Annotated in this window: 19 protein-coding genes and 1 pseudogene; 8 read left to right on the forward strand and 12 right to left on the reverse strand. The window is 58.9% G+C overall.

All coding sequences use genetic code 11. From position 1 onward, the window contains the following. The first annotated feature begins 10 nt into the window (after nucleotides 1–10). The 3 genes and pseudogenes from ACA059_RS24165 (at nucleotide 11) to ACA059_RS24175 (ending at nucleotide 3,292) form a co-directional block, all read left to right on the forward strand. A pseudogene (locus ACA059_RS24165) lies at nucleotides 11–816 on the forward strand (alpha/beta fold hydrolase). A 3-nt stretch (nucleotides 817–819) separates the two neighbouring features. Beyond that, nucleotides 820–1,377 carry a peptidylprolyl isomerase gene (locus tag ACA059_RS24170; protein WP_046048081.1) on the forward strand — a complete coding sequence of 186 codons (558 nt, stop codon included), beginning with the start codon at nucleotides 820–822 and terminating at the stop codon, nucleotides 1,375–1,377. Nucleotides 1,378–1,459: 82 nt separating this feature from the next. Further along, a complete protein-coding gene (locus ACA059_RS24175) occupies nucleotides 1,460–3,292 on the forward strand; it encodes an ABC transporter ATP-binding protein (RefSeq protein ID WP_497631261.1) in 1,833 nt (610 codons plus the stop codon). A gap of 213 nt (nucleotides 3,293–3,505) precedes the next feature. Here the strand turns inward: ACA059_RS24175 and ACA059_RS24180 are convergent, their stop codons facing one another. Beyond that, nucleotides 3,506–4,630 carry a GNAT family N-acetyltransferase gene (locus ACA059_RS24180; RefSeq protein WP_046048079.1) on the reverse strand — a complete coding sequence of 375 codons (1,125 nt, stop codon included), beginning with the start codon at nucleotides 4,628–4,630 and terminating at the stop codon, nucleotides 3,506–3,508. A gap of 282 nt (nucleotides 4,631–4,912) precedes the next feature. Here ACA059_RS24180 and ACA059_RS24185 point away from each other — a divergent pair, with 282 nt between their 5' ends. Beyond that, entirely contained in the window at nucleotides 4,913–6,205 is a 1,293-nt protein-coding gene (locus tag ACA059_RS24185) for a putative porin (RefSeq protein ID WP_497631262.1), read from the forward strand. A gap of 229 nt (nucleotides 6,206–6,434) precedes the next feature. Here ACA059_RS24185 and ACA059_RS24190 read toward each other — a convergent pair whose 3' ends face one another. The 3 genes from ACA059_RS24190 to aceK all read right to left on the reverse strand — a co-directional run bounded on the left by ACA059_RS24190 (nucleotide 6,435) and on the right by aceK (nucleotide 13,817). Beyond that, on the reverse strand, nucleotides 6,435–7,556 hold the full coding sequence (locus ACA059_RS24190; protein WP_497631263.1) for a beta-ketoacyl-ACP synthase III: 1,122 nt from the start codon (nucleotides 7,554–7,556) through the stop codon (nucleotides 6,435–6,437). A gap of 344 nt (nucleotides 7,557–7,900) precedes the next feature. Then, nucleotides 7,901–11,812, reverse strand: a complete 3,912-nt coding sequence (gene hrpA, locus ACA059_RS24195; RefSeq protein ID WP_497631264.1) for an ATP-dependent RNA helicase HrpA — start codon at nucleotides 11,810–11,812, stop codon at nucleotides 7,901–7,903. Between the two features lie 286 nt (nucleotides 11,813–12,098). Beyond that, on the reverse strand, nucleotides 12,099–13,817 hold the full coding sequence (gene aceK / locus ACA059_RS24200; RefSeq protein WP_497631265.1) for a bifunctional isocitrate dehydrogenase kinase/phosphatase: 1,719 nt from the start codon (nucleotides 13,815–13,817) through the stop codon (nucleotides 12,099–12,101). Nucleotides 13,818–13,946: 129 nt separating this feature from the next. Between aceK and ACA059_RS24205 the strand changes: the two genes are divergently transcribed. Continuing rightward, nucleotides 13,947–14,855, forward strand: a complete 909-nt coding sequence (locus ACA059_RS24205; RefSeq protein ID WP_497631266.1) for a DMT family transporter — start codon at nucleotides 13,947–13,949, stop codon at nucleotides 14,853–14,855. Between the two features lie 100 nt (nucleotides 14,856–14,955). Here the strand turns inward: ACA059_RS24205 and ACA059_RS24210 are convergent, their stop codons facing one another. From ACA059_RS24210 to cysK, 3 genes are all read right to left on the reverse strand, one after another. Then, nucleotides 14,956–15,819 (reverse strand): DMT family transporter, encoded by an 864-nt coding sequence (locus tag ACA059_RS24210; RefSeq protein WP_497631267.1) that lies wholly within the window; start codon nucleotides 15,817–15,819, stop codon nucleotides 14,956–14,958. Nucleotides 15,820–16,292: 473 nt separating this feature from the next. Then, nucleotides 16,293–17,231 (reverse strand): aspartyl/asparaginyl beta-hydroxylase domain-containing protein, encoded by a 939-nt coding sequence (locus ACA059_RS24215; RefSeq protein ID WP_497631268.1) that lies wholly within the window; start codon nucleotides 17,229–17,231, stop codon nucleotides 16,293–16,295. Nucleotides 17,232–17,441: 210 nt separating this feature from the next. Beyond that, complete coding sequence (cysK, locus tag ACA059_RS24220) at nucleotides 17,442–18,416, reverse strand: cysteine synthase A (protein WP_497631269.1); 975 nt, start codon at nucleotides 18,414–18,416, stop codon at nucleotides 17,442–17,444. A 126-nt stretch (nucleotides 18,417–18,542) separates the two neighbouring features. On the opposite strand from cysK, the gene ACA059_RS24225 reads away from it, so the two are divergent. Further along, nucleotides 18,543–19,619 (forward strand): DUF748 domain-containing protein, encoded by a 1,077-nt coding sequence (locus ACA059_RS24225; RefSeq protein WP_497631270.1) that lies wholly within the window; start codon nucleotides 18,543–18,545, stop codon nucleotides 19,617–19,619. On the opposite strand, the gene ACA059_RS24230 is transcribed toward ACA059_RS24225, so the two are convergent. Continuing rightward, nucleotides 19,616–20,119 (reverse strand): DUF2442 domain-containing protein, encoded by a 504-nt coding sequence (locus ACA059_RS24230; RefSeq protein ID WP_497631271.1) that lies wholly within the window; start codon nucleotides 20,117–20,119, stop codon nucleotides 19,616–19,618. The two genes, ACA059_RS24225 and ACA059_RS24230, sit on opposite strands and share 4 nt — an antisense overlap. Beyond that, complete coding sequence (locus tag ACA059_RS24235; protein WP_033047627.1) at nucleotides 20,107–20,337, reverse strand: DUF4160 domain-containing protein; 231 nt, start codon at nucleotides 20,335–20,337, stop codon at nucleotides 20,107–20,109. Before ACA059_RS24235 ends, ACA059_RS24230 begins: the two co-directional genes overlap by 13 nt. Before the next feature lie 202 nt (nucleotides 20,338–20,539). Between ACA059_RS24235 and ACA059_RS24240 the strand changes: the two genes are divergently transcribed. Both ACA059_RS24240 and ACA059_RS24245 read left to right on the forward strand, forming a co-directional pair. Beyond that, on the forward strand, nucleotides 20,540–21,385 hold the full coding sequence (locus ACA059_RS24240) for an AAA family ATPase (RefSeq protein ID WP_497631272.1): 846 nt from the start codon (nucleotides 20,540–20,542) through the stop codon (nucleotides 21,383–21,385). 33 nt (nucleotides 21,386–21,418) lie between these two features. Further along, nucleotides 21,419–22,597, forward strand: coding sequence for a vWA domain-containing protein (locus ACA059_RS24245; protein ID WP_129442008.1), 1,179 nt, complete (start codon nucleotides 21,419–21,421; stop codon nucleotides 22,595–22,597). 134 nt (nucleotides 22,598–22,731) lie between these two features. Here the strand turns inward: ACA059_RS24245 and ACA059_RS24250 are convergent, their stop codons facing one another. From ACA059_RS24250 to ACA059_RS24260, 3 genes are read right to left on the reverse strand one after another with little or no spacing between them, the layout of a single operon-like run. Then, nucleotides 22,732–23,658, reverse strand: coding sequence for a 5-oxoprolinase subunit C family protein (locus ACA059_RS24250; RefSeq protein ID WP_497631273.1), 927 nt, complete (start codon nucleotides 23,656–23,658; stop codon nucleotides 22,732–22,734). Further along, nucleotides 23,655–24,359, reverse strand: coding sequence for a 5-oxoprolinase subunit B family protein (locus tag ACA059_RS24255; protein ID WP_497631274.1), 705 nt, complete (start codon nucleotides 24,357–24,359; stop codon nucleotides 23,655–23,657). Before ACA059_RS24255 ends, ACA059_RS24250 begins: the two co-directional genes overlap by 4 nt. Next, entirely contained in the window at nucleotides 24,356–25,108 is a 753-nt protein-coding gene (locus tag ACA059_RS24260) for a 5-oxoprolinase subunit PxpA (RefSeq protein ID WP_497631275.1), read from the reverse strand. The genes ACA059_RS24255 and ACA059_RS24260 overlap by 4 nt, the downstream gene beginning before the upstream one ends. Nucleotides 25,109–25,111: the final 3 nt, after the last annotated feature.

Raw genomic sequence — 25,111 nt, forward strand, 5'->3', positions numbered from 1 at the left:
GAGTGTACGCATGGCCTATTTCGAACACGAAGGTTGCAACCTGCACTATGAGGAATATGGCCACGGTACGCCGTTGCTGCTGGTTCACGGGCTGGGTTCCAGCACCCTGGACTGGGAACAGCAGATCCCGGCGCTGTCGGCCCGCTACCGGGTGATCGTCCCGGATGTACGCGGCCACGGTCGCTCCGACAAACCCCGCGAGCGCTACAGCATCGCCGGGTTCAGCGCCGATCTGGTCGCCCTCATTGAACACCTGAACCTCGGCCCCACTCATTACGTGGGCCTGTCCATGGGCGGCATGATCGGTTTTCAACTGGCCGTGGATCAGCCGCAATTGCTCAAAAGCCTGTGCATCGTCAACAGCGCGCCCGAGGTCAAACTGCGCAGCCGCGACGATTACTGGCAGTGGTTCAAGCGCTGGAGCCTGATGCGCGTCCTCAGTCTGGGCGCCATCGGCACGGCTCTGGGCGGCAAGCTGTTTCCCAAACCCGAACAGGCTGACCTGCGACAAAAAATGGCCGAGCGCTGGGCAAAAAACGACAAACATGCTTATCTCGCCAGCTTCGATGCGATCGTTGGCTGGGGGGTTCAGGAACGACTTTCGAGGGTCTCCTGTCCAACGCTCATCGTCAGCGCCGACCGTGACTACACACCGGTCTCGCTGAAAGAGACCTATGTAAAACTGCTGCCCGATGCGCGGCTGGTGGTGATCGCCGATTCGCGCCACGCCACCCCGCTGGATCAACCCGAAATGTTCAACCAAACGCTGCTCGAGTTTCTCACCGCAGTCGACACCACCTCACTCAGGATCACTGACCCATGCTGAAAAAAATCGCCCTCGTCGCTGGCTCCGTTCTGTTTGCCGCCAACCTGATGGCCGCAACGCCCGCCAAGGCGCCGCACGTGCTGCTGGAGACCACCAACGGCCAGATCGAAATCGAACTGGACCCGGTCAAGGCGCCGATCAGTACCAAGAACTTCCTTGATTACGTCAACAGCGGCTTCTACAACAACACGATTTTTCACCGTGTGATTCCAGGCTTCATGGTCCAGGGCGGTGGTTTCACTCAACAAATGCAGCAGAAAGAAACCAAGGCACCGATCAAGAACGAGTCCAAAAACGGTCTGCATAACGTCCGTGGCACGCTGTCCATGGCCCGCACCTCTAATCCTGATTCGGCCACTAGCCAGTTCTTCGTCAACGTCAAAGACAATGACTTCCTCGACAGCGGTGACGGCTATGCGGTCTTTGGTAAAGTCGTGAAAGGCATGGACGTGGTGGACGTCATCGTCAACTCGCAAACCACCACCCGTGGCGGCATGAAAGATGTGCCAGCCGACCCTGTGTTCATCAAGTCGGCCAAAGTCATCGACTAAGCTACACAGGAAGTCTTGAGCGGCTGCCGGAGTGCGCCGCTCACACTGTTCAAAGGAGAGCCCGTGCGCGGGCGGAGAACTGATGCTTTATCGCCGTTTCGAGAAACTGATCGACATTTTCCGTGATGCCCCGACGGCCGCTCCGCCGGATCGGGTTCTCCCTTTTTATACCTATTACCTGAAGCAGGTCTGGCCGAGTTTCGCCGTCCTGCTGTTCGTCGGTCTGATCGGTGCGCTGATCGAAGTGGCGCTGTTCAGTTACCTGAGTCGTATCATCGACCTGACCCAAGGCACGCCTAACGTCGATTTCTTCAAGGAACACGGCATCGAGCTGGCCTGGATGGCGGTGGTAGCCCTGGTTTTTCGGCCGATTTTTGTTGGCCTGCATGACCTGCTGGTGCACCAGACCCTGAGCCCCAGCATGACCAGCCTGATCCGCTGGCAGAACCACAGTTATGTGCTCAAACAGAGCCTGAATTTTTTCCAGAACGACTTCGCCGGGCGCATCGCCCAACGCATCATGCAGACCGGCAACTCGCTGCGCGATTCCGCCGTGCAAGCGGTGGACGCGCTGTGGCACGTGCTGATCTACGCGATCAGTTCGCTGGTGCTGTTCGCCGAAGCCGACTGGCGCCTGATGATCCCGCTACTGACCTGGATCGTCGCCTTCATCAGTGCCCTTTACTACTTCGTGCCACGGGTCAAGGAACGTTCGGTGGTGTCCTCCGACGCGCGCTCCAAACTCATGGGGCGGATCGTCGACGGCTACACCAACATCACCACCCTGAAGCTGTTCGCCCACACCAATTTCGAGCAGCAATACGCTCGCGAAGCGATCAAGGAACAAACCGAAAAAGCCCAACTGGCCGGCCGGGTGGTCACCAGCATGGACGTGGTCATCACCAGCATGAACGGCTTGCTGATCGTCGGCACCACCGGCCTGGCCCTGTGGCTGTGGACGCAGTCGCTGATCACCGTAGGCGCGATTGCCCTGGCCACCGGTCTGGTGATCCGTATCGTCAACATGTCCGGCTGGATCATGTGGGTGGTCACCGGGATTTTCGAAAACATCGGCATGGTTCAGGACGGTTTGCAGACCATTTCTCAACCGGTCAGCGTCACCGATCGCGAGCAGGCCAAACCGTTGCTGGTAACCCGTGGCGAAGTGCGTTTCGAGCATGTGGATTTCCACTACGGCAAGAAGAGCGGGATCATCGGCGACCTCAACCTGAGCATCAAGCCCGGTGAGAAAATCGGCCTGATCGGTCCGTCCGGCGCAGGCAAGTCAACCCTGGTCAACCTGCTGCTGCGCCTCTATGACGTGGAGGGCGGACGCATCCTCATCGACGGCCAGAACATCGCCGAAGTCGGCCAGGAAAGCCTGCGCGAGCGCATCGGCATGATCACCCAGGACACATCCCTGCTGCATCGCTCGATCCGCGACAATTTGTTGTACGGCAAACCCGACGCCACCGACGCCGAACTCTGGGAAGCGGTGCACAAGGCCCGCGCCGACGAGTTCATCCCGTTGTTGTCGGACTCCGAAGGCCGCACCGGTTTCGATGCCCACGTCGGTGAACGCGGGGTGAAACTCTCCGGCGGTCAGCGTCAGCGGATTGCGATTGCTCGCGTGCTGCTCAAGGACGCGCCGATCCTGATCATGGACGAGGCCACCTCGGCGCTGGACTCGGAAGTCGAAGCGGCGATCCAGGAAAGCCTCGAAACCCTGATGCAGGGCAAAACCGTGATTGCCATCGCTCACCGGCTCTCGACCATCGCCCGCATGGACCGGCTGGTGGTGCTGGAAAAAGGCAAGATCGCCGAAACCGGCAGTCACGCCGAACTGCTGGCCCATGGTGGGTTGTATGCGCGGTTGTGGCAGCACCAGACGGGTGGGTTTGTCGGGATCGATTGACCCCTGACCAACACTGAACCTGTGGGAGCGAGCTTGCTCGCGATGACGGCTTAACATTCAACGTTTTTGTCGACTGACACACCGCTATCGCGAGCAAGCTCGCTCCCACATGGATAGGCGACATCCAAAAAACCGCCACTGCTCGCAGCGGTGATCGGTGACCTGGCTTATCGATGGCTGAGCAAGGAAGGCACTTAACGCCAAAGACAAGGCTCAGTCTTGCCGATAAGGCAGCGCCGTCCTCGCTTCCTCGGCATACGCCAGCACGCCAACGCGCTCTTGCTGCAGAAAGTCTTTGACGGCAGCTTTCAGGCCGGGATGACGCAAGTAGTGCCATGAATGAGTGATCACGGGTTCAAACCCGCGAATCAACTTGTGCTCACCCTGGGCACCGGCATCGAAACGCTGGAAGCCATTGGCAATCGCGTAGTCCATGCCTTGGTAGAAACAGGTCTCGAAGTGCAGACGGTCGAACTCCGCCAGGCAGCCCCAGTAACGACCGTAAAAGCTGTCGCCACCCACCAGACTGAAGGCCATGGCCACCGGCCGTGAGCCTTGCTTGGCCAACACCACACGAATCGACTCTGGCATGCGCTCGGCCAGCAAACTGAAAAACTCCCGCGTCAGATACGGCGCTTGCCGACGCACTGCATAGGTATTGGCGTAGCAGGCATAGACAAAATCCCACTGCGCCTGATCGAGTTGCCTACCCTCAAGCCATTCGAAATCAATGCCCTGCCCCGCCACTTGTTCGCGTTCCTTGCGCATCTGCTTGCGCTTGCGCGAACTGAGAACGTCGAGGAAGTCCTGAAAATCCCGATAGCCACGATTCTGCCAGTGGTACTGACAGCCGATTCGCTGCAACCAGCCTGGCTGCTCGGCCAAGGCTGCGTCAGTGAACGGGTCGGTGAAGTTGATGTGGGCACTGGAGAGTTGTTCGATTTCAAGGTAGCCCGGCAGGCTTTTCAACAGTTCGAAACCGTCCTCGAGCGTGGCAGCCAGTAACCGCGGGCCACTGACCGGACTGAACGGCACAGCCGTCAGCAGCTTGGGGTAGTAATCGATACCGGCACGCTCACAGGCATCAGCCCAGGCGTGATCGAACACGTACTCGCCGTAGGAATGCCATTTGCGGTAACTGGGCAGCGCGGCAATCAGGCGATCGCCTTCGATGTGCAACAAATGCTCGGGTTGCCAGCCGGAATGAGGGCCGACGCTGCCGCTGTCTTCCAGCGCACTGAGAAAGGCGTGGCGCAGAAAGGGCTGATTCTCGGGCACCAGGGCATCCCATGTCTGCGACGCGATTTCGGACAGACTTTCCAGACGTTGCAGCGGCATCAGTTCTTCCCTACTTCTTTGCGTGAAAGCCCGGCGAGTATCGCCCATTGCCAAAAAATCCACACGAGCAATCCGCCGACAGGGCTCTGGATAGGGGTGTACGCCCTATTTGTATCGTCATCGAGATGCCATCACTTTGCCACCGCTCTGTCATAAACCATCGCGATACTGGCGCCTGTTTTTAGAGCGCCGGGTTCTATACCTGGTCACTGTTTTCCGTCCGTCAACGGTCGGTTGTGTCCTGGATGGCTCAGTCATCCCATTACATCTTCGGAGATTGATATGCGTCTTGCTTCCACGAAAACTGCGGCGGCCTTGTGTGGTGGGTTGCTGCTGGCCATGAGTGTTCCGGCCAGCGCCGCAGTCGACGCCAAACTGCTCGACATGCTCAAGGCAAACGGCTCGATTTCGCCTGCGCAGTACACCGAACTGCAAGCCGAGCTGGCCAGGGATCAAAAAGACCAGCAAATCGCCCGCCAGGCTCAACAAGAGACCAACGAGCAGATCGCGGCGACTGCGAAGAAAACCAATGAACTGAGTACCTTCGACCAGAAACTGGCGTGGGCCGCCAAGACCCAATTCAAGGGTGACGTGCGTTTCCGTCAGGAAACGGTCAAGAACGATGGCGTACCGAACACCGGCGACCAGGATCGTCAACGTATTCGTGTCCGCCTGGGTGCCTACACCGAAATCAATCCGCAAGTGGACACCGGCATTCGTATCGCCACTGGCAACAACAACGATGCTCGCTCCACCAACCAGAGCTTGGAAGGCAACTTCTCCAAGAAAGATATCTGGCTGGACCAGGGCTACGTCGACTACCACCCGACTGCCATCAAGAATCTGCACTTGATCGGCGGCAAGATGCCGCAACCATGGGTGAGCATGGGTGACATCATCTGGGATAACGACATCAGCCCGGAAGGTCTGGCCCTGACTTACAAATACCCGCTAGGCAGCACGGCCGAGCTGTTCGGTAGCGCCGGCCACTACACCCTCCAGGACAACGTCGACGGCGAAGGCAAGCAGTTCCGTCACGACCTGCGTCTGTACGCTGGCCAGTTGGGCGCGCGCTTCGCGATCACTGATAACCTGAAAATGACGCTGGGTGGCAGTGTCTACGCTTACGACAACGACGAGGACACCGCCACACTGGCCATCAACGGCAACAGCCCGGGCGAAGAGTTCAAAGTGTACGAAGGCTTTGGTCAGATCGATATTGGCGGCCTGCCAATGCCACTCTCGTTATACGGTCAAGTTGTCAACAACGACAGTGCGAGCAACGATCAGGACATGGGCTGGTTGGCCGGCGTCAAGACCAAGTTCTACGGCTTCGGAGTGGACTACAACTACCGCGACGTACAGCGTAACGCGGTGGTTGGCGCCTTCACCGACTCCGACTTCGCCAACGGTTTCACCGGTTCGCGCGGCAGCAAGCTGAAAGTGAGCTACGAGATCGACAAGAACTTCGCCCTCGGCGCGACGTACTTCATGGCTGACTCCGACTACACCAACGCCACCCTGCGGGATTCGAAGATCAACACCCTACAACTGGATGCAGAAGCCAAGTTCTGATCCCCGCTATACGACTCGGGCAAGGAAGCCCGAGCCGCTTTTACAAACTCGCGTTGTGGTATCGGTCCCCATCATCCGTCCGATATTGCAGCGCGAGTTTTTTTTGTTGGCGCAAAAAAAGATCGCAGCCTGCGGCAGCTCCTACACCGACCGTATTCCAACCGCGATTTCGCGTTGAAATCCAATCCCGTGTAGGAGCTGCCGCAGGCTGCGATCTTTTAAGGCGAACTCAGCGCTTGCGCAGAATCACGCTGCCAATCGAGTAACCGGCGCCGAACGAGCTGAGCACGGCCAGTGAACCTGCAGCCAGATCGTCCTGGTTCTTGTGAAACGCAATCACGGAACCGGCGGAGCTGGTGTTGGCGTAGGAGTCGAGAATCACCGGGGCTTCTTCTTCGGTGGCTTCGCGGCCTAGCAGTTTCTTGACGATCAGGTGGTTCATGCTGAGGTTGGCCTGGTGCAGCCAGAAGCGTTTCACGTCGCTGATGTTGAGCGTGTTCTCTTCCAGGTGCGTAGCGATCAGCTCGGCGACCATCGGGCAGACATCGCGGAACACCTTGCGGCCTTCCTGCACGAACAGTTTGTCCTTGGCACCGATGCCCTCTTCCGCCGCGCGGTTGAGGAAGCCGAAGTTGTTGCGGATGTTGTTGGAGAACTTGGTCAGCAGCTTGGTGCTGACGATGTCGAACTGGTACTTGGATGTTGCCAGGTCAGCACGTTCGATGATCACCGCAGTCGCGGCGTCGCCGAAGATGAAGTGGCTGTCGCGGTCGCGGAAGTTCAGGTGACCGGTGCAGACTTCCGGGTTGACCATCAGGATCGCCCGAGCCTGGCCCAGTTGCACGCTGTTGGCCGCAGCCTGAATGCCGAAGGTCGCCGAGGAGCAGGCGACGTTCATGTCGAAACCGAAACCCTGGATGCCCAAGGCTTCCTGGACTTCGATGGCGATGGCAGGATAGGCCCGTTGCAGGTTGGAGCAGGCGACGATCACGCCGTCGATGTCCGCGGCGGTTTTGCCGGCACGCTGCAAGGCTTGCTCGGCGGCGCCAATGGCCATTTGGCAAAGCACCGACCACTCGTCATTCGAGCGTTCCGGCAGGCGTGGCGCCATGCGTTGCGGGTCGAGGATGCCTTCCTTGTCCATGACAAAGCGGCTTTTGATGCCAGACGCCTTTTCGATAAACGCCGCGCTGGACTCGGTCAACGCTTCGATTTCGCGGCGCGCGATGGCGTCGGCGTTGTCGGCGTTGAATTGCGCGACGTAAGCGTTGAAAGACTGCACCAGCTCTTCGTTGGAGATGCTGTTGGCCGGGGTGTACAGGCCGGTGCCGCTGATGACGACGTTATGCATGGTCGTTTCTCTAATCTGTTCAGGCAGAAAGTGTTGGCACCGACGTACCAACACACAAAGGATCTGCTCCCGTCAGGGGACGCAAACCTGGCATCGCTTTATTCCGATCCGCCCAGACCTGTGAAGGCTCAAAACCGCGGGGCCGGCGTTTATAGGCGCGAAGTTTGCCATAAACATTGGGTTTTGGCCCTATTCGCTAGAACAAACGCGGTAACACGGCTACTTGTAGGAGCTGCCGAAGGCTGCGATTTTTTGATCTTCTGGTGTCGCGATAAAGAAAGATCAAAAGATCGCAGCCTTCGGCAGCTCCTACAGGGGATCGCGGTGATCACAGAGTATCGGCGTTATGGTTCGACCTGGGTCCATTGCTTGTTCAGGCGCTTATCGGAGATCGGCACCTTGGTCCCCAATTGTTGGGCGAACAGGGAAACCCGGTATTCCTCCAGCCACCAACGATAGAGCTCCAGTTGCGGATCGCGTTTACCTTCCTGGGCATGTTTGTTGGCGCGGGTTTGATATTGCGTCCACAGGCCAGACAATTCGCCGCTCCAGACCCGGTCCCTCTGCACCTGAGCGCCTATTTTCTCGAAGCGCTGCTCGACCGCTTTCAGATAACGTGGCAACTCCTTGAGCCACTGCATCGGGGTTTCCCGGACAAACCCCGGATACACCAGATGACTGAGTTGCTGTTTGATGTCGTTCAGGGCCACGGCTTGCGCCAGGTCGATCTTGCCCTTGAAGCGTTTTTGCAGGCCGTGCCAGAGCTTGAGGATTTCCAGCGTCAGCTTGGCCAGCCGTTCGGCGTGCTCAGTCCAGCCGCCGCGCTTGCGTTCGGCCAGCGATGCCAACCCGGCGCCATCCCGTGGCAGCGGGTCTTCGCCGTCGAGAATGCAACTGTCGAGGCTGGCCAGCAGGATGTCTTCGACCAGACTGTCGATGCGCCCCATGTCGCGATACATCAGGCCCAATTCGGTCAGCCCCGGCAACTTGCCGCGCAGGAACTTCGCCGGTTCGGCCAGTTGCTGCATCAGCAAACGCTGCAAGGCGCGGCGATGTTGAAACTCGGCTTCGGCCGGCGTGGAGAAACGCCCTTCTTTCACCGTACCGGCTTCTTCCACAAGCGCCGGATACACCGTCATCGATAGCCCGGCGATCTTCTGCTGGGTTTTCTCGGCGACGGCGGCAAACACTTTCGGCTCCACCGGTTGCTGGTTTTTCGCGGTTTGCGGCACGGCCAACGCAGCCTGACTGGCTTCGGCAAAGCGTGCGGTCAGTTCCGCCAAATCACGCCCTTCACCAAGGAACTTGCCCTGGCCGTCGACGATTTCCAGGTTCATCCGCAAATGACTGTCGACCTGCTGCGACGCTTCGGCCCAGGCTTCATCGCTGACCCGCGCACCGGTCATGCGCAACAGTTCACGGCCCAGCGCTTGAGGCAACGAGCCCTCGGCGAAAGTCATGCGCTGCAATGCGGCTTTGACGAAGTCCGGCACCGGTACGAAATTCTTGCGCAGGGCTTTGGGCAGGTTGCGCACCAGCGCGATGCATTTGGCCTCGATCACGCCCGGCACCAGCCATTCCAGGCGCTCCGGCGGCAGCATCGGCAACAACGGCGCCGGCACACGCAGGGTCACGCCGTCACGTGGGTGGTTCGGTTCGAAGTGATAACTCAGCGCCAACTCCAGATCACCGATGTGCAAGGTGTCCGGGTAATGCAAAGCGGTGACTTCACTCGCCTCGCGGGCCAGCACGTCTTCTTCGCGCATGATCAACAACTGTGGGTCTTTCTGGCTGTTGACCCGATACCAGCTGTCGAAGGTCGCGGTCTGGTGGATCTCCGCCGGCAGTCGCGCATCGTAGAAGGCGAACAGGGTTTCTTCGTCCGCCAGAATGTCGCGACGGCGAGCCTTGGCTTCCAGTTCGTCGAGCTGTTCCAGCAATTGCGCATTGGCCGTCAGGCACTTGGCCTTGGACTGAATCTCGCCGCGTACCAGACCTTCACGAATGAAGAACTCACGGGACACCACCGGATCAATCGGCCCGTAATGCACCGGTCGGCGACCGACCACGATCAGCCCGAACAAAGTGATTTGCTCGAAGGCCACGACCTGGCCGCGCTTCTTCTCCCAATGGGGTTCGAAGTGATTCTTCTTGATCAGGTGCCCGGCCAAGGGCTCGATCCAGTCAGCGTCGATCTTGGCGACCATACGCGCGTAGAGCTTGGTGGTTTCCACCAGTTCGGCGGCCATCAGCCATTGCGGACGCTTTTTACCGAGGCCCGATGACGGGTGAATCCAGAAGCGCCGCTGACGGGCGCCGAGGTAGTCGCCGTCTTCGGTTTTCTGCCCGATCTGGCTGAGCAACCCCGAGAGCACGGCTTTGTGCAGTTTCGGGTAATCCGCCGGTTCTTTATTGAGGCTCAACTGCATGTCGCGGCAGATCAGGCTCAACTGCCGATGGGAGTCGCGCCATTCGCGCAGACGCAGGTAATTCAGGAAGTTCTTGCGGCACCAATTGCGCAGCGGGCTGGCGGTCAACGCCTGGCGCTGTTCTTCGAAACCACGCCACAGATTGACCAGCCCGGCGAAGTCCGAGTCCACGTCTTTCCATTGCGCATGCGCCTGGTCCGCCGCTTGCTGACGTTCCGGCGGACGCTCACGCGGGTCCTGAATCGACATGGCGCTGGCGACGATCAGCACTTCCTGCAAACTGCCGAGTTTCGCCGCTTCCAGCAGCATGCGGCCCATGCGCGGGTCCACCGGCAACCGCGCCAATTGGCGACCGAGCGGCGTCAGCTGGCTGTTGCGGTCGACCGCCGAGAGTTCTTGCAGCAGGTTAAAACCGTCGCTGATGGCTTTGCCATCCGGCGGCTCGATAAACGGGAAATCGGTGATCTCGCCAAGGCGCAGATGCAGCATCTGCAAAATCACCGCCGCGAGGTTGGTGCGCAGGATTTCCGGATCGGTAAATTCCGGGCGACCGATGAAATCTTCTTCGCCGTAGAGGCGGATGCAAATGCCCGGCTCGACCCGCCCGCAGCGACCTTTACGCTGGTTGGCGCTGGCCTGGGAAATGGCTTCGATGGGCAGGCGCTGGACCTTGGCGCGGTAGCTGTAACGGCTGATGCGCGCGGTACCGCTGTCGATCACGTAACGAATGCCCGGCACGGTCAGCGAGGTTTCCGCGACGTTGGTCGCCAACACCACGCGACGGCCTGGGTGCGACTGGAAAATCCGCTGCTGTTCGGCCGGCGACAGTCGTGCGTAGAGCGGCAGAATCTCGGTGTGCTTGAGCTGGGCCTTGCGCAGCATGTCCGCCGCGTCGCGAATCTCGCGCTCGCCGGGCAGGAACACCAGCACATCGCCGGGGCTCTTACGCTCGCTGCGTTCGAACGCGGCGATTTCGTCGAGGGTGGCGAGGATCGCCTGATCCACGGTCAGGTCATCCTCGACGCGGTTGCCCTCTTCGTCTTGCTCCAGGGTCAGCGGGCGATACCAGGTTTCCACGGGGAAGGTGCGGCCGGAGACTTCGACAATCGGCGCGTCATCGAAGTGCTTGGAGAAGCGCTCCAGGTCGATGGTCGCCGAGGTGATGATGACCTTCAGGTCCGGACGACGCGGCAGCAGGGTTTTCAGGTAACCGAGCAGAAAGTCGATGTTGAGGCTGCGTTCGTGGGCTTCGTCGACGATGATCGTGTCGTAGCGTTCGAGGTAACGGTCGTTCTGGGTTTCCGCCAGCAGGATGCCGTCGGTCATCAGCTTGATCAGGGTGTTGGAATCGCTCTGATCCTCGAACCGCACCTGATAGCCGACCAGCGCGCCCAACGGCGTCGCCAATTCTTCGGCAACGCGGCTGGCCACGCTGCGCGCAGCGATTCGACGGGGCTGGGTGTGGCCGATCAGGCCATGCTGGCCGCGACCGATTTCCAGGCAGATCTTCGGCAACTGGGTGGTTTTACCCGAACCCGTTTCACCGGCAATGATCAACACCTGATGCTTGAGCAGCGCTTCCTTGATTTCGTCGCGCTTGGCGGCGATCGGCAGGCTGTCGTCGTAACGAATCACCGGCAGGCTGGCACGCCGTGCCAGCACCTGATCACAGGACGCCTGCATGCGCGTTACCCACTGGGCCAGCTTGGCTTCGTCAGGTTTTTTGCGCAGTTCAAGCAACTGCCGCCGCAGCCGGTGGCGGTCGGCGAGCATGGCGTGATCGAGGTTTTTCAGCAGTTTGTCGATGGAAGGCGATTCGTCAGTCATCAGGTACGCAATAAGTCGTCTAGTGGCGCAGGGGGCGGATTGTCGCAGATTTGTGCCACTTAACACGACTGTGAAGCGCTTTTGTGGCTAGGGGCTATATCTGGCTAAGGAATTATCTGTGGCGAGGGGATTTATCCCCGTTGGACCGCGAAGCGGTCCCAAAAACAGGCAACGGGAATTTTCAGACAGATCGCATCGAATGGTTTTGCGACTGCTTCGCAGCCGAACGGGGATAAATCCCCTCGCCACAGATAAATCCCCTAACCACAGGATTCACTCAGGAGGGTTACTCGTTATCCAGGCCTTTGCGCCTATACGGGAACACATCAATCACCTTCCCCGCGCGAATGGCCTCTTGCAGGCTTTTCCAGTAATCCGCGTTGTACAACTCACCATGCAACTGATCAAACAACTTCCTTTGCCCCGAATCAGCAAACAAAAACGGCGGAAACTCTTCAGGAAACACATCCAGCGGCCCAATCGAATACCACGGCTCCGACGCCATCTCATCTTCCGGCGTACGCGGTAGCGGGATATGCCGGAAGTTGGCCTCGGTCAGGAAGCAAATCTCGTCATAGTCATAAAACACCACCCGCCCATGACGGGTGACGCCAAAGTTCTTCAGCAGCATGTCGCCGGGAAAGATGTTGGCCGCCGCCAGTTGCTTGATCGCCAGACCGTAATCTTCCAGCGCCTCGCGGACCTGAGCGTCGTTGGCGTTCTCCAGATACAGGTTCAACGGCGTCATCCGCCGCTCGGTCCAGCAGTGGCGGATCAGCACGGTGTCGTCCTCTACCGACACGGTGGACGCGGCCACTTCAAGCAGCTCTTCCAGGCACGCCGGGTCGAACTTGCTCAACGGGAAACGGAAGTCGGCGAATTCCTGGGTGTCGGCCAGCCGCCCGACCCGGTCGACGCTTTTCACCAAACGGTACTTCTCGATCACCGTGGCGCGGTCGACGTTCTTTGACGGCGAGAAGCGGTCCTTGATGATTTTGAATACGGTGTTGAAGCCCGGCAGGGTAAACACGCTCATCACCATGCCACGCACGCCCGGGGCCATGATGAACTGGTCGTCGGTGTTGGCCAGGTGATTGATCAGCGCCCGGTAGAACTCGGATTTTCCGTGTTTGTAAAAGCCGATCGAGGTGTACAGCTCGGCGATGTGCTTGCCCGGCAGGATGCGTTTGAGGAAACCGATGAACTCCGCCGGTACCGGCACGTCGACCATGAAATACGAACGGGTGAACGAGAAGATGATCGACACGTCCGCTTCATCGGTGATCAACGCATCGATCTGAATCCCGCGACCTTCGCGGTGCAGCAGCGGAATCACCAGCGGCCATTGTTCGTCCCGGGTATAGATGCGCCCGACCAGGTATGCACCCTTGTTGCGGTAAAGCACCGAGGAAAACAGTTCGACACTCAGCTCTGGGTCCTTGCAGACCCAGTCCGGCAGGTTCTCGCGTAATTGCCCTTCGAGTCGAGACAGGTCGCCCGCCAGGTTGGCGTAATCCTCGCTGAAACGGTAGTCGGCAAAAATGCTCGCCAGCATCTCGGACAACTGGCCCTGGGGTTTGTACGTGCGGGTTTGTGCGGCGCGGGCCCGGCGCAGGCTCGGCCGGGTGGTGTGGATGAACATGCAGCCGTCACTGATCAGGTCGTGGCTGAACAGCCCGCAGAAGATCGAGTTGTACCAGGTTTCGGACAGTTCATCGTCGAAGCGCAGGTCGATCAGCGTGATGTAAGCGCTTTTGACCAGCGGCCAGCAGCTGACATCCAGCGTGTCGGCGTCAAACGCGATGCGCAGCCGTTGCACCGTTTCGCTGACTTTTTCTTCGTAGAGATTGATCCGCGCGGCCGACGCCGTTTGCGTCTCCTGCCACTTGGCCTGCTCGAAGCGAGCCCGGGCGCCGTCGGTGATCTGGCGGAAATGCTCGCGGTAATCGTCAAAGCCATCGAGGATCATTCGGGCGATGTCGGCGGCTGGCCATTGCTGCGGCATAGGTAAAACCTCGGCGGCTGATTCTTATCGTGGGGCCTGAGCTTAGTGGCCCTTTGTTACGCAACGCAACCATTGCCTTGCGTACTGACTGGCGCGACACTTGCGAGCCAATCAAGGAAGGAACGTGCTGTGAACCCCGTCGATACTCTGCGCTTGTTATCGCTTGCCGCCATTTGGGGCGCGAGCTTTCTGTTCATGCGCATCATTGCCCCGGTGATTGGCACAATCCCCACTGCTTTTTTCCGCGTATCGATTGCCGCGGTCGGCCTGTTGGTGATCCTCGGTCTGATGCGCATCAGCTGGGATTTCAAAGGAAAACTCAAAACCGTGATGCTGCTCGGAGTGATCAACTCCGGGATTCCGGCGACCCTGTACTCGGTAGCCGCCCAGGTGCTGCCGGCCGGTTACTCGGCGATTTTCAACGCCACCACGCCGCTGATGGGCGTGCTGATCGGCGGTCTGTTCTTCCATGAAAAACTCACCGCCGCCAAGCTTGGCGGCGTGTTCCTTGGGCTGCTTGGCGTGGGCATCCTGACCCGTGCCGGTCCGGTGGCGTTCGACATGGAACTGCTGATGGGTGCCCTCGCCTGCCTGCTCGCCACGACCTGCTACGGTTTTGCCGGGTTCCTGGCTCGTCGCTGGCTTGATCACGCGGGAGGTCTCGATAGTCGTCTTTCGGCGGTGGGCAGCATGCTCGGGGCGACCTTGTTTTTGTTGCCATTGTTCGGTTACAGCGTGATCAGCCAGCCACCGGAGAGCTGGGGCGGCTGGAGTGTCTGGTTGTCGTTGCTGGGGTTGGGGCTGGTATGTACCGCCTTGGCGTACATTATTTACTTCCGCCTGCTCAGCTCGGTCGGGCCGGTGAAGTCGATGACCACGACCTTCCTAATCCCGCCGTTCGGGGTGTTGTGGGGGGCGCTGTTGCTGGATGAGCCGTTGTCGATGGCGCACATCTATGGCGGGGTGTTGATTGCGGCGGCGTTGTGGTTGGTGTTGAAGCGGGCGGTGGTGAAAAAGGGTGAAGTGGTTGCCCGGTAATATGTGCCGTTATTGAAATTGCCATCGCGAGCAGGCTCGCTCCCACAGGGATCGCATATAACCTGTGGGAGCGAGCCTGCTCGCGAAGGCGTCGGCTCAATCAGGCTGATTTACGGAAAACGAACACCAGACCGACGATGATCAGCAGCATGCCGAGCATGCTCAATGCCGCCAGCCGGTTACCGAAAATCAGGTAGTCCATGACCGCCGTCACGGCCGGCACCAGGTAAAACAGACTGGTGACATTGACCAGGTTGCCCCGGGCGATCAAGCGATACAAGAGCAAGGTCGCCAGCACCGACACGACCAATCCCATCCACAACACCGGCACGATGAAACCGGTGCCGTGTTCGAAATGAAAGGGTTGGAATGGCACGAAGATCCCGCAGAGCAACAGTCCCGCCAGGTACTGCACTGGCAGCGTGCCGAGGGGATTGTCGGTGATGCGCTTCTGCATGATCGAACCGAACGTCATGCTCGCCAGCGCCAGCAATCCGAATAGCATGCCGGCCAACGACATGCCGGCCAGACCGATGCCCTGATAGACCACCATGATCAACCCCGCCAGCCCCAGTACCAGACCGAACATCCGGCGCCAGGAACGCTGCCGTTCCATCAGCACGACGGTGAGAATCGGCTGCACACCCATGATCGTCGCCATCACTCCCGGGGTGACTTTCAGGTCCAGGGCCAGCAGATAGAAAATCTGATAAGCCCCCAGCAACACCACGCCTGTAGCCATCGCATACAACATCGGCTTGCCGCCCTTCGGCCGTTTGAGCTTGAGCAACGGCACCAGCAGCACCAGACCGCACAGCGCGATGGCGAAACGAAACATCAAAAAGGCAAAAGGTGACGCGTGGGCCAGGCCCCATTTGGAGAAGATCGCCCCGCTGCTCCACAGCAGAACGAACAAGCTCGTGGACGCCGCCGCGAGCGCGGATTTTTTCGAAAGGACAAACATGAATACCACCTGTAGTCAGGCAAAAAGCCAACTCAGCCGAAGCTGAAATTCAGTAGTTTTTCAGGCGGGCAGAGGAAACAGCAAAAAGAAGCTGATCAGCCCGAGAAGCCAACGCCTGGCGGTGATACGACTGCGCACACCGGCGAGCTACTGACAGGTGGGGGGTAATGACTGATCTGCGCAGGCTGCTGATTCCCGCACGGTACGACGCCAGCGTTGACCGCTGAATCGACTACCGCGTTGATGAGGGAAGCTGGCATGGGCTGATCTTTTTTGAAGGGTAGAAAGGCGGGTTGGAAAACACCGAGCGCCGACTATAACCAGCGTGTGAGATGGATTGCAATGACCTGGACAAAGGGCAACGATCTGTAGCAGCTGGCGAAGCCTGCGTCCGATCGCGGCCCGAGCCGAACGCAGGCTTCGCCAGCTGCTACAAAGAGAGTGTTTCGCCGGATACTTTTCTGTGTTCGGAATCACCCAAACAACCAATACCCCAACAATGTCAGCACCACCACCGCCAACACCGGTCGCAGCACACGGTAGGCCTTGGGATTGCGACGCTTCCACTGTTTGATCACACCACTGAACTTGTCACTGGAGTTCTTGCTCCATGCGTAAACATGGTTAATCCCGCCAACACGTTCATCATCAAGATTCTGCGGTGCAGTTGCGCGCCCCAAAAAGCCACTGATCCAGCGGTTGATGCGGGTCATGAGGCGGTTGCTCAGCGGTCGTTCTATGTCGCAAAAGAGGATGACCCGAGTCTTGTCGGTTTCGTTCTTGACCCAATGCACATAGGTTTCGTCGAACATCACGTCTTCGCCATCGCGCCAGGCATAGACCTGACCGTCGACGAAGATCCGGCAATCGTCGGAGTTCGGCGTCGACAGCCCCAAGTGATAACGCAGGGAACCGCCGAACGGATCACGGTGAGGGTTAAGGTGACTGCCACCGGGCAGTAACGCGAACATGGCGCCTTTGACATTGGGAATGCTGCTGACCAGTGCCACGGTTTTCGGGCACAGTGCTTCGGCCGACGGCAGCGGTTTGTCGTACCACTTGAGGTAAAAGCGCTTCCAGCCTTTCTTGAAGAACGAACCGAAGCCAGCGTCGTTGTTCCTTTCGGCGGCGCGGATGTAACCCTCGTCGAACAGGTGCATCGCTTCGTCGCGGATGACTTCCCAGTTGTCCTTGAGCACATCCAGTTCCGGGAACTTGCTGCGGTCAAGATAGGGTTTGGATGGCACGATGGAGAACAGGTACATCAAGGCGTTATAGGGCGCGAACAAAGCCGAGTGGTTGACGAACTGACGCAAGACCGGCAAACGCGCCTTGCCGCGCAAATGCACATAGAGAGTGCTGCCGAAGAACAGCAACAAAAGCGACGCCTTTGCGGCAAGGGAAACGGTCATCAACAACTCCTTGATAGTAGACAACTTTGCACAACGCCATTTACCCGACGTGGCAGCCGGCCATGATAAACATTACCGGTCTCGGGAAACACCCGTGTATCCCAACATTCAGTGTTAAGGATTACGCAATAAAGCACTTCTTAACATAAGGTTCCTGAACGGGGGCTGACCTGAATCAACCCCTCCCACTGGATCAAAAACTCGCAACGCCTATTGCTGATTCTCCTGCTCGGTAAACAGATCACTGAACAGCATGCTCGACAGGTAGCGTTCACCGGAGTCCGGCAGGATCACCACGATGGTCTTGCCCTGCATTTCCGGGGTTTCCGCCAGGCGGACGGCCACCGCCATGGCGGCGCCGCAGGAAATGCCGCTCAAAATCCCTTCTTCCTGCATCAGGCGCAGGGCCATGGCCTTGGATTCTTCATCGCTGACCAACTCAACCCGATCGACCATCGACAGATCAAGATTCTTCGGCACAAAACCGGCACCAATTCCCTGGATCTTGTGAGGGCTCGGCTTGATTTCTTCACCGGCCATTGCCTGGGTGATAACCGGCGACACCGCTGGCTCCACCGCCACCGAAATAATCGGTTTGCCTTGGGTATTCTTGATATACCGCGAAACCCCGGTAATGGTTCCACCCGTTCCGACGCCTGCCACCAGTACGTCGACTGCACCGTCGGTGTCGTTCCAGATTTCCGGACCCGTCGTTTTTTCGTGGATGCCTGGGTTGGCCGGGTTTTCAAACTGCGACGGCATGAAGTAGGCAGCCGGGTCGCTGGCGACAATTTCAGCGGCCTTTTCGATCGCTCCTTTCATGCCCTTGGCCGGTTCGGTCAGTACCAGTTCGGCCCCCAAAGCCTTGAGCACTTTGCGTCGCTCGATACTCATGGACGCCGGCATGGTCAGCATCAGCTTGTAACCGCGAGCCGCAGCAACGAACGCCAGGCCGATACCGGTATTGCCTGAGGTCGGTTCGACGATGGTCATGCCAGGCTTGAGTTTGCCGGTGCTTTCGGCGTCCCAGATCATGCTCGCCCCGATCCGGCACTTAACCGAGTAACCGGGGTTACGCCCTTCGATCTTGGCCAGGATGGTCACGCCGCGCGGGGCGATACGGTTGATCTGCACCAGCGGTGTATTGCCGATGGAATGGGCGTTGTCAGCGTAGATACGGCTCATGGCTGGGTCCTTATACAGCGTTAAATAAGCTCTCCAAGGTATGCCTGTTGCCCTTGATCGTCCAGTCAGTCGAACGTCCCGTAACCGCAGCAGTCAATGGTTTTACAACGCCAGAGATTTACCATCATGAAACGCAGATACAGTTGGCCCCTGTGGACCCTCGCCGGCCTCGTTGTGCTGCTGATCGCCCTGCACATCGCCCTGCCCTACATGGTGCGCGACTACCTGAATGAAAAGCTGGCGGACATGGGTGACTACCGTGGCCAGATCACCGACGTGGACCTGGCCCTGTGGCGTGGTGCGTACAAAATCAACGGGCTGAAAATCGTCAAGGTCGACGGCAAGGTCCCGGTGCCTTTCGTCAACGCGCCGCTGATCGATCTTTCCGTCAGCTGGCACTCGCTCTTGTACGACCACGCCGTCGTGGCCGAGGTGCAGTTCTTCAAACCCGAGGTGAACTTCGTCGACGGCGGCGCCAACAAGCAAAACTCCCAGACAGGTCAGGGCACCGACTGGCGTGCGCAGTTGAGCAAACTGGCCCCCATTACCTTGAACGAAGTGCGGATCAACGATGGCAAGATCAGTTTCCGCAACTTCAATTCCAAGCCCCCCGTGAACATGAACGCCACCCAGGTCAACGCCAGCATTTATAACCTGACCAACGTGGTCGACACCAAAGGCAAGCGCGATGCTCGCTTCGAAGCCAAGGCGCTGCTGTTAGGGCATGCGCCACTGGAAACCACTGCAACCTTCGACCCCTTGAGCAATTTCGAAGACTTCGAATTCCGTCTGCGGGCCAAAGACATCGAACTCAAACGCATGAACGACTTCGCCTCGGCCTATGGCAAGTTCGACTTCAATGCAGGTCACGGTGACGTGGTCATTGAAGCGCAGGCTAAAAAAGCTCAATTAACGGGTTACATCAAACCACTGCTGAAAGACGTCGACGTGTTCAATTGGCAGCAGGACGTCGAGAACAAAGACAAAGGGATTTTCCGCTCCATTTGGGAGGCCATCGTCGGTGGCTCCGAAACGGTGCTGAAAAATCAGGGCAAGAACCAGTTTGCGACTCGCGTGGAACTGAGCGGCAATGTGCATCGCCGAGATATCAGCGCATTCGAGGCTTTTTTGCAGATTTTACGTAACGGCTTCGTCCAGGCGTTCAATGCCCGGTATGAACGGCCCAAGCCGGATGCGGGCTAAGGTTTGCGGGTGACAATGTAGCGACCGGTCTCTTCGGCTGCCCGTGCCGGGTTTGATTGCTGCTGCAAGAAGTCCCAACCCAGACAGGCCAGTGCCAGCGATCGCGGAACTGCTTCACGACCACTGCTGTAGCGCGTAATACTGCGGGCACTGACCCCCAGGGCTTCGGCCGCCTGATTGAGCGGCAAGCCGGTACGAGCGCGCCAGTCGATGAAGATCCGGGTATTTTCGTCCACTGCATTTTGTGCGAGAGCATCCAGATAAAGGGTGTCAGCGCCGATCTGGATGTCCAGGTCAGGCCACTCGACACTCCAGCCATCATCGCCCAGGGTTGCCCTTTCGAAAGCGCCAGCCTCTAGCAATGGCTGCAACCCTGGATAGGCGCGCAAGTCTCGACTCAAATCGAGGCTCAGTTGCTGACCGTCGATAAAAGTCAGCATAAGGCGGTGATCCGACAACGCCCGCACGGCCGACAGCCGTGGTCGTTTCATGGGTAACATCGTTTCCAATCCTCCAGCAATTGCACCTGATGGGCCCTGACCCACTCCAGCGCTTCCTTGATAATCAGCGGCGGCGCCTTGCCTACCATCACTTCGACGGTTTCCAGGCTGAGCATCACGTCGAGCCCGCCACCGGTCAGATGAACATGGGGCGGCGGATGATCCTTCTCGCGCAACTGAATGCGGTACGTATCGCGAAATCGGTATTTAGTAGACATGCCCCGCAAGCTATCGCCAAAATGGCGATAGCTCAATACTGGCTAGCGGCCGAGACTGAGTCAAGATGTGACGCCCCATTCAGAGACTGAATAAGCCGTCTGCGTTCACAGTCGACCGGGCACCGCGTTATAGTCGGGTACTACAATTATTGCGCCCCGCCCTGCCTCGTTCAGGTCGGCATTACCGTTCGAGGATTAGCAGATGAAGTTCGAAGGCACCCCGGCCTACGTCGCCACCGATGACCTGAAGCTGGCGGTCAACGCCGCCATCACCCTGGAGCGTCCGCTGTTGGTCAAGGGCGAGCCAGGCACCGGCAAAACCATGCTGGCCGAACAGTTGGCCGAGTCACTCGGCGCCAAGCTGATCACCTGGCACATCAAGTCCACGACCAAGGCGCATCAGGGCCTGTACGAGTACGACGCGGTCAGCCGTCTGCGCGACTCGCAACTGGGAACGGAAAAGGTTCACGACGTTCGCAACTACCTGAAAAAGGGCAAGCTCTGGGAAGCCTTCGAATCCGAAGAGCGGGTGATCCTGCTGATCGACGAAATCGACAAGGCCGACATCGAGTTCCCGAACGACCTGCTGCAAGAACTCGACAAGATGGAGTTCTACGTTTACGAGATCGACGAGACCATCAAGGCCAAGAAACGCCCGATCATCATCATTACCTCCAACAACGAGAAAGAGCTGCCGGACGCCTTCCTGCGCCGTTGCTTCTTCCACTACATCGCCTTCCCTGATCGCATCACGATGCAGAGGATCGTCGATGTGCACTACCCGAACATCAAGAAAGACCTGGTCAGCGAAGCGCTGGACGTGTTCTTCGACGTGCGCAAGGTCCCGGGCCTGAAGAAGAAGCCATCGACCTCCGAACTGGTGGACTGGCTGAAACTGCTGATGGCCGACAACATCGGCGAAGCGGTGTTGCGCGAACGCGATCCGACCAAAGCGATTCCGCCGCTGGCAGGCGCTTTGGTGAAGAACGAACAGGACGTGCAATTGCTTGAGCGTCTGGCGTTCATGAGCCGTCGCGGCACTCGCTGATCCCTCTGTTTAACAAGATAGAGGGCGATAGCCATGCTGCTTAACCTGTTCAATGAAATGCGCGCAGCCAAAGTGCCGGTCTCGGTACGGGAGCTGCTGGACCTGATCAACGCGCTGAAGCAGCGCGTGACCTTCGCCGACATGGACGAGTTTTATTACTTGTCCCGGGCGATTCTGGTGAAGGACGAAAAGCATTTCGACAAGTTCGACCGGGCGTTCGGTGCTTACTTCAATGGCCTGGAAAAACTCGACGATCACCTTCAGGCATTGATCCCGGAAGACTGGTTGCGCAAGGAATTCGAGCGATCCCTGACCGAGGAAGAGCGAGCAGCAATCCAGTCCCTTGGAGGCCTGGACAAGCTGATCGAAGAGTTCAAGAAACGCCTTGAAGAACAGAAAGAACGCCATGCCGGCGGTAACAAGTGGATCGGCACGGGCGGCACCAGCCCGTTCGGCTCCGGCGGCTTCAACCCGGAAGGCATTCGCGTCGGCGATGCTGGCAAGCGTCAGGGCAAAGCGGTCAAGGTCTGGGATCAGCGCGAGTACAAGAACCTCGACGATTCGGTGGAGCTGGGCACGCGCAACATCAAGGTCGCCCTGCGGCGGTTGCGCAAATTCGCGCGCCAGGGTGCGGCGGAAGAGCTGGACATCGATGGCACCATCGACCACACCGCGCGCGATGCCGGTCTGCTGAACATCCAGATGCGTCCTGAGCGGCGCAACACCGTCAAGTTGTTGCTGCTGTTCGACATCGGCGGCTCGATGGACGCCCACGTGAAGATCTGCGAAGAGCTGTTCTCGGCCTGCAAGACCGAGTTCAAGCATTTGGAATACTTCTACTTCCACAACTTCATTTATGAGTCTGTGTGGAAGAACAACATGCGCCGCACCTCCGAGCGCACCTCGACCCAGGATCTGCTGCACAAATACGGCGCCGACTACAAAGTGATCTTCATCGGTGACGCCGCCATGGCGCCGTACGAAATCACCCAGGCCGGCGGCAGCGTCGAGCACTGGAACGAAGAAGCGGGTTATGTGTGGATGCAGCGGTTCATGGAGAAGTACAAGAAGGTCATCTGGATCAACCCGTATCCGAAAGATACGTGGGGTTATACGTCTTCGACCAACATCGTGCGGGACTTGATTAACGACCAGATGTACCCGCTGACGTTACGGGGGTTGGAAGAAGGGATGCGGTTTCTTTCCAAGTAATCTCTGTTGTCTTGTCTGACGCTATCGCGAGCAGGCTCGCTCCCACAGTTGATCTCCAGCGAACACATTATTTGTGTACGACCAAAATCCATTGTGGGAGCGAGCCTGCTCCGGGCGGCGTTCCGACGAAGCTTTTAGCGGTCTGAAAATCGGCGCAAATACTCGACCTGCTCCCGATGCGCGACATCCTGCACCACCGGCCTCAACCGCACCTTCGCCCCCGGCAGACACTGCGCCAGCCGCGCCAACGCCAACGGCGTCAACGCCCCCAATCGCGGATAACCACCAATGGTCTGCCGATCATTGAGCAGCACAATCGGCTGCCCGTCCGGCGGCACCTGAACCGCACCCAGCGGGATGCCTTCGGATATCATCGGCTTACCCTGATACTGCAACGCCGTTCCCAACAAGCGGATGCCCATCCGGTCGGCACGGCTGTCGAGGGTCCAGATGCTGTTGAACGCGTCAAACGAACTCTGTCCACTGAACTCGCCGATCTGGGCACCGAGCACCAGGTCCAGTGGCGCGTTGAGTTTGAAATCCGGCACGTGTTCGCGCGCCAACTCCCGCAGCAGGAGCAGCGAGCTGCCCGAGTAGCTCAACTGCGCATCTTTGGCCAACGCCCGGCCCATGCCATCCAGCCCGCCGAGTTCCTCACGGACCACCGTTGCGCTGCTGCCCAACACCTTTGGCGCATCAAATCCGCCCGGGGCCGCCAAATAAGCTCGAGCACCAAGCAGCGGCTGAGTGAATTGCAATTGCTGACCTTTGTTCAGCCTGAAACTGCGCCACGGTGACAACGCCTCGCCATCCACCTGCGCCCCCAGATCCGCCCCGGCCAACGCCAGCACGCAATCCTCTTGGGCAACGACGGTGAACCCGCCGAGGGTGATTTCAATCACCGGTGCATCCAGGCCATTGCCCAGCAACCAATTAGCCCATGACATCGATCGCCAATCTGCCGCCCCGCCCTGGGTCACGCCCAGATGCCGCACGCCGAAACGGCCAGCGTCCTGCAACAGGCACAGCGGTGTACTCGCTTCTATTGATAGACGGCTCATGCCTGCGCCTCCAACGGCGTGTCATCACCGCCCAGATTGATGAATTCGGCATGGCTGACGGCTTCGAAACGCACCGTGTCGCCTGGTTGCATCAGGCTGTAGCCGTCGCGTTCGCGGTCGAACAATTTGGCCGGGGTGCGGCCGATCAGATTCCAGCCACCGGGGGACACCACCGGGTAAGCGGCGGTTTGGCGTTCGGCGATGCCGACGCTTCCCGCAGCCACTTTTTTACGCGGAGTGTTCAGACGCGGCGCGGCCAGTGCTTCTTCCACCAAGCCCATGAAGGCGAAACCCGGCGCGAAACCCAAGGCGAACACCTGATATTCGCGCTCGCTGTGGCGGCGGATCACGTCATCCACGGCCAATCCGCTGCGCTGGGACAACAGGCTCAACTCCGGGCCAACGCTCAAGTCATACCAGACCGACAACACATGACATTTGCCGCGGGTGCAGGCGTTGGGCGACAGATCGATCAAGGCCTCGGCGATCAGCTCCCGAGCCTGGGCCGGACTCAACGCGGTCAGATCGTAATGCACCATCAACGTCGTATAGGACGGCACCAGATCGATCAAATGCCCGGCGAATGCAGCACGCAGACTTTCACTGGCGGCGAGCATCCACGGCATGTTGGCCTCGCTGATCTCATCAAACAGACGGACCATCAAGCAATCCAGCGCCACCACTTCGACCCGGATTTTCATGGCGCGCTCTGCTGATCAAGTGCTTCGCGAATACGCCGCACGGCGGCTACCGAACTGGCATTGTCGCCGTGTACGCAGAGGGTGTTGGCCTGCAAGTGCAAGGCACTTCCATCGCTGGCCGTGAGGTTGCCGCCACGGGCAATGGTCAGCGCCTGCTCGATGATTGTCTCGGGATCGTGATGCACCGCGCCTGGCAGTTGCCGCGAGACCAGCATTCCCGCGCTGTCGTAAGCACGATCGGCGAAGGCTTCAAACCACAGGGTCACGCCGTATTCGTCGCCCAACTGCTGGGCTGCGCTGTTGTCGCGAGTGGCCATCAACATCAGCGGTAACTGGCGATCATAGGACGCCACAGCCTGAAGCACCGCGCGCAATTGCGCCGGATTGGCCATCATGTCGTTGTACATCGCGCCGTGCGGCTTGACGTAACTCACCCGCCCGCCCTGAGCCCGGCAAATGCCGTCGAGAGCACCGATCTGGTAATGCACAATGTCCTGAAGTTCCTGGGCGGTGTAGGCCATGGAACGGCGGCCGAAGCCGACCAGGTCCTGATACGCCGGATGTGCGCCGATCTGCACGCCGTTGCTCAGGGCCAGGTTGACCGTCTTGCGCATGATGCTCGGGTCGCCGGCATGGAAGCCGCAGGCGATGTTGGCGCAATCGATGAAGGGCATGACCTCGGCGTCCAGACCCATGGTCCAGTTGCCGAAACTCTCGCCGATGTCGCAGTTCAATAGCAGGCGGCTCACGAT

It is taken from the genome of Pseudomonas sp. LBUM1647, from assembly GCF_059716175.1.